Annotated in this window: 2 protein-coding genes; one reads left to right on the top strand and one right to left on the bottom strand. The window is 68.3% G+C overall.

The genetic code is table 11. The features are described 5' to 3' along the window. The first annotated feature begins 112 nt into the window (after positions 1–112). Positions 113–1,282, top strand: a complete 1,170-nt coding sequence (locus tag DGI_RS09890; RefSeq protein ID WP_021760850.1) for a glycosyltransferase — start codon at positions 113–115, stop codon at positions 1,280–1,282. A 3-nt stretch (positions 1,283–1,285) separates the two neighbouring features. Here DGI_RS09890 and DGI_RS09885 read toward each other — a convergent pair whose 3' ends face one another. Beyond that, positions 1,286–1,729: a VOC family protein gene (locus DGI_RS09885; protein WP_021760849.1), complete on the bottom strand. Its 444-nt coding sequence runs from the start codon at positions 1,727–1,729 to the stop codon at positions 1,286–1,288. Between the last annotated feature and the right edge of the window lie 66 nt (positions 1,730–1,795).

Raw genomic sequence — 1,795 nt, 5'->3', positions numbered from 1 at the left:
AACCTTTTGTAAAAAGGTTTCCCCTCTCGCAATGTCCTTTTTCAAAACTAAAATGCCCTGGATTACTGTAAGCGGGGAATCCTCCTTCTCCAAAAACGCTTTTTCGCGAGGCATGTTGGAAACACGCGCGAGTTCCACGCCGGCGCTGCCCGGCGTCCTGCATCACAGCTTCCTGGAGCGCCGCGGCGGTGCGGCCCGTGTGGCGGATCTGCTCTGCGCGGGCATGCAGTGCCAGGGCGTGGAGACGGCGCGATCCTTCGAGATCGTCCAGAGCGAGGCCGGCCAACGCTGGATGGATGACTGGCACGGGGACTGGTTCGCGGCCCTGGAAGCGGCGATCCGTCGCGGATGGCTCCTGCACCTGCACGGCAGCGGCGACTGGCTGGGCCTGCTGGAACGGCTCCTGCCCCTGGCCTCGAAGGTGTGCATCACGTTTCACGACATGCGCCTGGCCACGGGCGGCTGTGTCTTTCCCACGGATTGCCCCGGCCTGGACCGTGCCTGCGCCGATCCCTGCCCCCGCGGCCTGCCGGACACCGCCGCCCGACGGCAACACGCCGCGGCGTTGCTGCACCGGCTCCAGCCCCTGGCCCTGTGCCCGTCCCAGTGGGGCTGCGACCTGCTGCGGCAGGCCATTCCCGGCCTGGCTCCCCGGCTGGCTCCCAATGGCATCCCCTGGCCCGCCGCCCTGCCGGACAAACGTGCGGCCAAACAGGCCATCGGCCTCTCCCCCGCGGCGCGGCTGGCCGTGTTCGTGGCCCATGGCGGCGAGGCTGCCGGCGTGAAGGCCGGCGACACCTGGCTGCGCCTGTGGGACCGCATCAAGCAGGCCGCGCCACAGGCCGTGGGGTATCTGATCGGCGGGACTGCCCACAGCCGCCAGGGCGACCTGGTACGCTGGCCCTATCTGGAATCCGAGGCGTTGAGCCGGATGTTCGCCGCGGCGGACTGTCTGGTGTACCCGTCCTGGGCAGACAATCATCCGCTGACGGTGCTGGAAGCCATGGCCCAGGGCTGCCCGGTGACGGCCTGGGCGGCCGGCGGCATTGCAGAGATGGTAATCCCGGATGCCACCGGCAAGCTGTTGCCCGTGGGGGATCTGGACGGCTTGGCGAGGGAGGCGGCGGCGCTGCTGACGCACCCGTCGCACGGCCGGCAGCTGGCCATGGCGGCCCACCGGGCCGGGCTCAGGCACTTTGCGGCAGACGGCATGACACGCGCCGTGCTGCGGCTGCTGGCGCAGCAGTTTGGACAGGAAAGTGGGAATAAGCCGAATCTGTAGCAGCTACGCCGCGTCCGGCGGCATGGCCGGCGGTCCGATCCAGCAATGCGGATTCCAGGCCACTTCCCAGAGATGGCCGTCGGGATCGGCAAAATAGCCGGAATAGCCGCCCCAAAAGACGTCCTGCGCCGGCTTGAGCAACCGCGCCCCCGCCGCCACGGCCCGGGCCAGCACGGCATCCGCCTCCGCCTTGCTGGAGACGTTGTGCGAGAGGGTGACGCCGGAGAAGCCGCCCTCCTCCAGGGGCCGCACCATGCCGGGAGGCAGCAACGCGTCCTCGGCCAGGGTGGCGCGGTCGTACAGGGCCAGCCAGGTCCCCTGCAGGGAGAAAAAGCTGATCCGTCCTTCAAAGGGCATCCGGGGCAGGCCCAGGCCTTCTTCATAGAACCGGGTGGCGCGGTCCAGGTCCGCGACGCCCAGGGTGATCATGCTGATGCGTGGCTGCATCGCTGCTCCCTGCAAGGGGGGTGGTAAAGATAACAGCTCAAGACGTTGCGAGAGGGGAAACCTTTT

This window comes from Megalodesulfovibrio gigas DSM 1382 = ATCC 19364 (assembly GCF_000468495.1).
Lineage (GTDB): Bacteria > Desulfobacterota > Desulfovibrionia > Desulfovibrionales > Desulfovibrionaceae > Megalodesulfovibrio > Megalodesulfovibrio gigas.
This window is presented reverse-complemented; position numbering and strand designations above follow the sequence as displayed.

Bases quoted from the DNA above. Each gene is read 5' to 3' on its own strand.
- DGI_RS09885 (WP_021760849.1), bottom strand. From the start codon at position 1,729: ATGCAGCCACGCATCAGCATGATCACCCTGGGCGTCGCGGACCTGGAC.
- DGI_RS09890 (WP_021760850.1), top strand. From the start codon at position 113: ATGTTGGAAACACGCGCGAGTTCCACGCCGGCGCTGCCCGGCGTCCTG.